General features: G+C 71.4%; 1 protein-coding gene. It reads left to right on the top strand.

Annotated elements, in window-relative coordinates; genetic code table 11:
* A partial coding sequence (locus K8638_RS43820) for a non-ribosomal peptide synthetase (RefSeq protein ID WP_223760750.1) occupies positions 1 to 7,241 on the top strand: 7,241 nt, incomplete at both ends.

The following is a 7,241-nucleotide window of genomic DNA, read 5'->3' as shown; positions in this document are numbered from 1 at the left end:
TCGGCCGCGCCGACGCGCAGGTGAAGGTCCGCGGCTACCGCATCGAGCTGGCCGAGGTCGAAGCCGCCCTGCTGGCCCTCCCCGGCGTGGCACAGGCCGTGGTCCTGGCCCGAGAGGACGTGCCCGGCGACAAGCGGCTGGTGGGCTACGTGGTGCCGGCCCCGGGCATCCAACCGGACCTCGCGGAGCTGCGTGCTTCCCTGGCGAAGCGCCTGCCCGAATACATGGTGCCCTCCGCCCTGGTGCGGCTGGACGCACTGCCCCTCACCGCGAACTCCAAGGTGGACCGCAAGGCCCTGCCCGCGCCCGACGCGGACAGCCTGCGTGGCGCCGCGCCCTTCGTCGCGCCGCGCACGCCGCTGGAGCAGGCGCTGGCGGAGCAGTTCGCCCAGGTGCTGGGCGTGCAGCGCGTGAGCGTGACCGACGACTTCTTCGCCCTGGGTGGCCACTCCCTGCTGGCCACCCGCCTCGCCACCAGCCTGCGCGAGTCGCTGGGAGTGGACCTGCCTTTGCGTACCCTCTTCGAGACCCCCACCGTGGAAGCACTCGCATCACGCCTGGAGCAGGCGCGGCAGGCGGCCCAGCCCGCCGTCGCGGCGGCCCCCAAGACGGAGCCCAAGCCGTGGTCGCCGCTCGTGCCGCTGCGCGCGGGTGACGGCGCGCGCCGGCCGCTCTACCTCGTCCACCCCCTGGACGGCCGCCTCCACTGCTACGCGGAATTGGTGGAGCACGCCCCGAAGGGACAGCCCATCCTGGGCTTCCAGGCCCGCGGCCTCGATGACGGCCGCGCGCCCTTCGAGTCCGTGGACGTCATGGCCGCGTTCTACGTGGAGGCCCTCCGCGCGGCGCAGCCCGAGGGTCCCTACCTGCTGGCCGGCTGGGCGCTGGGCGGCGCCGTGGCCTGGGAGATGGCGCAGCAACTCCAGCGCGAAGGACTGGAAGCGAAGGTTGCGCTCATCGAGCCCACGCCCACCACTCCCGATGCCGCGACGAAGGCCAGCGCGGCGGCGGCGCAGGCGGGCCACTTCGCTCGCGACCTGGCGCGACAGGCCGGCATGGACGAGCTGCCACTGCCGACCAGCCTCACCACGGGCAAGGACGCCGAGCCGCTGCTCCAGCACCTGCACGCCGAGGGCGTGAAGTCCGGACTGCTGCCCGAGGGCACCTCGCTGGACGAGGTGCGCGCGCGGTTCAAGATGTTCGCCAGCCACCTGCGCGCGGCGCGGCGCTACGTGCCGGAGCCCTACTCCGGTCCGGTGCGCATCCTGCGCGCCAGCGAGGCGCCGGACCTGGAGGACGGCGAGAAGGACCGCGGCTGGGGAGAGCTGGCCGAGAGCGGCGTCGAAGTGGAGGAGACGCCCGGCGACGGGTACTCGCTGCTGCGCGCGCCGCATGTGAAGGAGCTGGCCCCGCGGCTGTTTGGCGCGACGGGCTCGGAGCCGCCCACGCCGGGCACGCCGGGTGGTGGCGGAGACGGCCTGCCGCTGTCCTTCGCCCAGCAGCGACTGTGGTTCATGGACCAGTTCCAGCCGGGCAGCCCCGCCTACAACATCTTCTACGGGCTGCGCTTCACCGGTCCCATGGACCACGGCGTGCTGGAGCGCGCCTTCGCGGAGCTGGTGCGCCGCCACCATGCGCTGCGCACCACGTTCCGGAACACGGACCATGGCCCCGTGCAGGTCGTTACCGAGCCTGGAGCGTTCTCCATTCCGCTGGAAGACCTGCACGCCCTCCCCGCCGAGCAGCGGGAAGCCGAGGCGCGGCGGCTGGCCGGGGAGGAGGCTCGCCGGCCCTTCAACCTCGCGACGGGACCGCTGCTGCGCGCGAGGCTGCTGACGCTGGACGCGCAGGACCATGTGCTGGTGCTGGTCATCCACCACATCGTCTCCGACGGCTGGTCCATGGGCATCCTGGTCCAGGAGCTGACGGCGCTGTACCTGTCGTTCCTCATGGGCCAGCCCTCGCCGCTGCCCGAGCTGCCGGTGCAGTACCCGGACTACGCGGTGTGGCAGCGCGGGTGGCTCCAGGGCGAGGTGCTGGAGAAGCAGCTTGCCTACTGGCGCCGGCAGCTCGCGGGCGCTCCGGAGGCACTGGAGCTGCCCACGGACCGGCCCCGGCCGGCCATGCAGACGCACAACGGCGCGCTCCGGCCCATCAAGCTGTCCCGGGCGCTGTCCGATGCCCTCAACGCCCTCTGCCGCCGCGAGGGTGCCACTCCCTTCATGGCGCTGCTGGCCGCCTTCCAGGTGCTCCTGTCGCGCTACTCCCGGCAGGACGACGTGGTGGTGGGCTCGCCCATCGCGGGCCGCACGAAGCGGGAGCACGAGGGGCTCATCGGCTTCTTCGTCAACACACTGGTGATGCGCACGCGCCTGGGCGCCAGGGACTCCTTCCGCGACGTGCTGCGGCAGGTGAAGGAATCGGCGCTCGGTGTCTTCGCCCACCAGGACGTCCCCTTCGAGAAGCTGGTGGACGAGCTGAAGCTCGCGCGGGACACGAGCCGCAGCCCCCTGTTCCAGGTGCTCTTCGCCCTCCAGAACGCGCCCACGTCCGGCGTGAAGATGCCGGGGCTCGCGCTGCGCCCGCTGGAAGTCACCAACGCCACGGTGAAGTTCGAGTTGGAGCTCAACCTCGGGGACTCGCCCGAGGGCTACCAGGGCTCGCTGGGCTACAACACCGACCTGTTCGAGCCGGCGACCATCGACCGGATGGCGGAGCACTTCCGCACGTTGGTGGGGGCTCTCGTCTCCCGGCCCGAGGCCCCCCTGGCTTCCGTGTCGCTGCTGTCTCAGGCGGAGCGGAAGCAGGTGCTGGTGGACTGGAACGCCACCGCCTCCGAGTACCCGCGTGGCTCCACCCTGCCAGAGGTCTTCTCGCAGGTGGTGGCCCGCCTCCCCGACAAGGTCGCCGTCGAGTTCGGCGACGCGAAGCTCACCTACCGGCAGCTCGATGAGCGCGCCAACCAGCTCGCCTGGCATCTGCGCGGCCTCGGTGTGTCCACCGACTCACGCGTGGCCATTGCCCTGGAACGCTCGCTCGAGCTGATTGTCTCCCTCGTCGCCATCCTCAAGGCCGGTGGCGCCTACGTCCCGCTGGACCCGTCGTATCCGCGTGAGCGCCTGGCGGCCATGGTGGAAGACTCACGCCCGCGCGTGCTGATCACCACCCGGCAGCTGCTGGCGAAGCTGCCTGGGGTGGCCACTTCCATCTCGGACGAGCCCGCGCTCCCCACCTCGAGTGAGCTGAACGCCACGGGACTGGCCGCCGTGGTGCTGGAGGAAGTCTCCCTGGAGGGACAGCCGACTTCCGCTCCACCGTTGACCGCTCTGCCCAATAGCCTCGCGTACATCGACTTCACCTCCGGCTCCACCGGCAGGCCCAAGGGCGTCGGCACTCCCCAGTCGGCCGTGCTGCGCACCGTCTTTGGCGTCGACTACGCCCACCTCGGCCCGGACGAGACCTTCCTTCTCATCGCCCCCGTCTCCTTCGACGCCTCCACCCTGGAGCTGTGGGGCCCGCTGCTCCACGGCGCTCGATTGGTGGTGTTCCCGCCGCACTCTCCTTCCGACCTGAAGGAGCTGGAGTCCGTGCTGACGAAGCACGCGGTGACGACGCTCCACCTCACCTCCGGCCTCTTCACCCAGGTGGTGGACCACAACTTCGCAGCACTTCGCGGCGTCAAGCAGCTCCTCACCGGCGGCGACGTGGTGAGCGCGCCTCACGTCCGCCGGGTGCTGGAGGAGCTGCGCATCCCCGTCACCGCCTGCTACGGCCCCACCGAGTCCACCCTCTTCGCCTCCTGCCACCGCATGACGGACGTCGCCCACGTGGGCGCCTCCGTCCCCATCGGCAGGCCCATCGGCAATACCCAGGTGTACCTGCTGGACGCTTCCGGCCAGCCCGTGCCTGTCGGTGTCACAGGTGAGCTGTTCATTGGCGGCGACGGCGTGGCCCGTGGCTACGTGGAGCAACCCGCCCTCACCGCCGAGCGCTTTGTCCCCGATGCCTTCTCCGGCGTCCCGGGTGCCCGCCTCTACCGCACGGGAGACCTCGCCCGCTGGCGCAGAGACGGCGTGCTGGAGTTCCTCGGCCGCGCCGACGCGCAGGTGAAGGTCCGCGGCTACCGCATCGAGCTGGCCGAGGTCGAAGCCGCCCTGCTGGCCTTCCCCGGCGTGGCACAGGCCGTGGCCCTGGTGCGCGAGGACGTCCCGGGTGACAAGCGCCTCGTCGGCTACGTCGCGGCTCCCGAGTCCCTCGACACGTCCGCCCTGCGCGCCTTCCTCAAGCAGCGCCTGCCCGAATACATGGTGCCCTCCGCCCTCGTGCGGCTGGACACCCTGCCCCTCACCTCCAACGCCAAGGTGGACAGGAAGGCCCTGCCCGCTCCCGACGCGGCGCTGGCCTCCTCCGAATCCTTCGTCGCCCCGCGCAACGCCACCGAGCAGAAGCTGGCGGAGCTGTTCGCCAGCGTCCTGCGCCTGTCCCAGGTGAGCGTCACCGGCAACTTCTTCGAGCTGGGCGGCCACTCGCTGCTCGCCACCCAGGTCATCTCCCGCATCCGCTCCGCGCTGGGCGTGGAGCTGCCCCTGCGCGCCCTCTTCGAGGCCCCCACCGTCGCCGCGCTCGCCGAGCGCCTCGACTCCAACGGTGCCCCCCAGCGGGCCGCGCCTCCGCTCATTCCCGTGCCACGCACGGGCCCGTTGCCGCTGTCCTTCGCCCAGCAGCGTCTGTGGTTCATCGCTCAGCTCGAACCGGGCAGCGCCTCCTACAGCATGCCCACCTTCGTGCGCCTGGAAGGGGCGCTCGACGCGGACGCCCTGCGCCGCGCCCTCGACGAGCTGGCGAGCCGTCACGAAGCCCTGCGCACTACGTTCACCCAGCAGGAGGACCAGCCCGTCCAGCGCATCTCCCCCACCGGCACGCTGCCGCTGGAGACGGTGGACCTCAGTGGCCTGGCCCCCCAGGCCGCCCGCGCCGAGCTGGAGCGCCGCCTGCGCGACGAGCTGCTGCGGCCCTTCAACCTCACCACCGGCCCACTGGTTCGCGCGCAGTTGCTGAAGCTGGGGGCGGCCGAGCACGTGCTCGCCCTCAACATGCACCACATCGTCTCCGACGGCTGGTCCATGGGCGTGTTGGTGCGCGAAGTCGCCGCCCTCTACGAGGCCTTCTCCCAGGGCACGCCTTCTCCCCTGCCGCCCCTGCCCCTCCAGTACGCCGACTACGCCGTCTGGCAGCGCGGCTGGCTCCAGGGCGCCGTGCTCGATGAGCAGCTCGGCTGGTGGCGAAAGCAGCTCTCTGGCCTCAGCACGCTGGAGCTGCCCACCGACAAGCCCCGTCCGCCCGTGCAGACCTTCCATGGCGCGCACCTTCCGCTGGTCCTCTCGCGCTCCGCCTCCGAGGCGCTCAAGGCGCTCTGCCAGCGGGAAGGGGCCACGCCCTTCATGGCCCTGCTGGCCGCCTTCCAGGTGCTGCTGTCGCGCTACTCCGGGCAGCGGGACATCGCCGTGGGCTCGCCCATCGCCGGCCGCCAGCGCGGTGAGTTGGAGGGCCTCATCGGCTTCTTCGTCAACACCCTCGTGCTGCGTGCCCATGTGGAGGACCACGCCTCCTTCCTCGACCTGCTCCATCAGGTGAGGGAGAGCTCGCTGGGTGCCTTCGCCCACCAGGACATCCCCTTCGAGCGGCTGGTGGAGGAGCTGCAGCCCACCCGCGACATGAGCCGCAGCCCGCTCTTCCAGGTCATCTTCTCCTTGCAGAACGCGCCCATGCCCGCGGTGCGGAAGCAGGCGCTGTCGCTGAGCCCGGTGGAGGTGGAGAACCCGACCATCAAGTTCGAGCTGCAGCTCAGCCTGACGGACTCCCCCGAGGGCTACCAGGGCTCGCTCAGCTACAACACCGACCTCTTCGAGCACGCCACCGCGCTGCGGATGACGAGCCACTTCCAGGTGCTGGTGGAGGCACTGACCTCCAGGCCCGAGGCCCCCCTGGCCTCGGTCTCCATGCTGTCGCCGGCGGAGCGGAAGCAGGTGCTCCTGGAGTGGAGCGCCACCGCCTCCGAGTACCCGCGCGACGCGACCCTGCCCCAGGTCTTCTCGCAGGTCGTGGCGCGCCACGCCGACAACGTCGCCGTCGAGTTCAGTGGCTCGAAGCTCACCTACCGGCAGCTCGATGAGCGTGCCAACCAGCTCGCGCACCACCTGCGCGGCCTGGGCGTCACCACCGACGCGCGCGTCGCCCTCGCGGTGGAGCGCTCGCTGGAGCTCATCGTCTCCCTCGTCGCCATCCTCAAGGCCGGAGCCGCCTACGTCCCGCTGGACCCGTCGTACCCTCGCGAGCGGCTCGCCGCGATGGTGGAGGACGTCCGTCCGGGCGTGCTTGTCACCACCCGCTCGCTGCTGCCGAAGCTGCCCGGAGAGGGCCTCCGCACCGTGGTGCTGGAGGAGGCCGCACTCGCCTCCGAGCCCACGCACGCGCCGCCTCCGTCCGCCCTGCCCGACTCGCTGGCCTACGTGGACTTCACCTCCGGCTCCACCGGCAAACCCAAGGGCGTTGGCACCACGCACCGGGGCGTGCTGCGCACCCTCATCGGCGTGGACTACGCGCGCTTCGGCCCCGAGGAGACCCTCCTCCACTTCGCTCCCATCTCCTTCGACGCCTCCACCTTCGAAATCTGGGGCGCCCTCCTTCACGGCGCACGCCTGGTGGTGATGCCGCCCCAGGTGCCCTCGCTGGAGGAACTGGGCCACGTCCTCCAGTCCTCCGGCGTCACCACCCTGTGGGCCACCGTCGGCCTGTTCACGCAACTGGTGGACAACCCGCCGCCGGGGCTCTCCTCGGTGAAGCACGTCATGACGGGCGGCGACGTGGTGTCCCCGGCCCACGTGCGCCGCGCGGTGGAGGCGCTGCGCCTCCCCGTCACCGCCTTCTACGGCCCCACCGAGACGACGGTCTTCGCCACCTCCTTCCCGGTGACACGGCCCGAGCAGGTGGGCTCCTCCGTGCCCATCGGCAAGCCCATTGGGTGCACGCGTGTGTACGTGCTGGATGCGCACGGCCAACCCGTGCCCGTGGGCGTCACCGGAGAGCTGTTCATCGGCGGCGACGGCCTCGCCCGCGGCTACGTCGGCCAGCCCGAACTCACCGCCGAGCGCTTCGTGCCAGACACGTTCTCCGGTGAGCCGGGGGCCCGCCTCTACCGCACGGGCGACCTCGTCCGCTGGCGCGCCGACGGCGTGCTCGAC

This window comes from Myxococcus sp. RHSTA-1-4 (assembly GCF_020037125.1).
Taxonomy (GTDB): Bacteria; Myxococcota; Myxococcia; order Myxococcales; family Myxococcaceae; genus Myxococcus.
Note: the sequence above shows the minus strand (reverse complement) of the source record. Positions and strands in the feature narration are given on the sequence as shown.